This is a genomic window from Thalassolituus alkanivorans (assembly GCF_020447205.1).
GTDB classification, from domain to species: domain Bacteria; phylum Pseudomonadota; class Gammaproteobacteria; order Pseudomonadales; family Oceanobacteraceae; genus Venatoribacter; species Venatoribacter alkanivorans.
On the sequence record NZ_JAJAEL010000036.1, the window covers coordinates 1 to 752 of the forward strand.

General features: G+C 54.1%; 1 protein-coding gene. It reads left to right on the forward strand.

The annotated features are described in order from the left end of the window. A partial coding sequence (locus tag LGT44_RS12945) for an efflux RND transporter permease subunit (protein ID WP_230333621.1) occupies positions 1 to 752 on the forward strand: 752 nt, incomplete at both ends.

Consider the following 752-nt stretch of genomic DNA (forward strand, 5'->3'; position numbering starts at 1 on the left):
CCGGAACCTTCAAGACTGCTGGCCTACCAGCTCAGCTTTGATGATTTAGTAGCGGCACTGGAGAAAAACAACGCTAATATCGGTGCTGGCTATATTGAAAAAAATGGTGAGCAATATTTAATCCGCGCCCCCGGACAGGTGGCTGACATCCCTGCGATCGAAAAAATCATCGTCGCTCGTCGAGCCGGGTTACCCATTACCGTGGCTGATGTGGCCGAGGTCGGATTCGGCAAAGAGTTGCGCACAGGTGCCGCTACTCGCGATGGTGAGGAGACTGTATTGGGTACCGCCGTCATGCTGCTGGGAGGTAATAGTCGGACGGTTTCCCAGGATGTGTCGGCCAAGTTGTTGGAGATCAATAAGACGCTGCCCGAGGGCGTGATTGCCGAACCGGTTTATAACCGTACGGTACTGGTCGATAAAACCATTGCCACGGTGCAGGCCAACCTGGCCGAAGGTGCGGTATTGGTTGTCGTCGTGCTCCTGATCATGCTCGGCAACGTCCGGGCGGCCTTACTCACCGCAATGGTGATTCCATTGTCGATGTTGATGTTGATGACGGGCATGGTGCAAACCAAGGTCAGCGCCAATCTGATGAGTTTGGGCGCACTCGATTTTGGCTTGATTGTGGATGGTGCGGTGATCATTGTCGAAAACTGTATCATGCGCTTGGCTGGGCGACAGCATCATCTTGGGCGCACCTTAAAACTGGATGAGCGTTTTCAAACGGTGTTTGCGGCCACCCGCGAGGT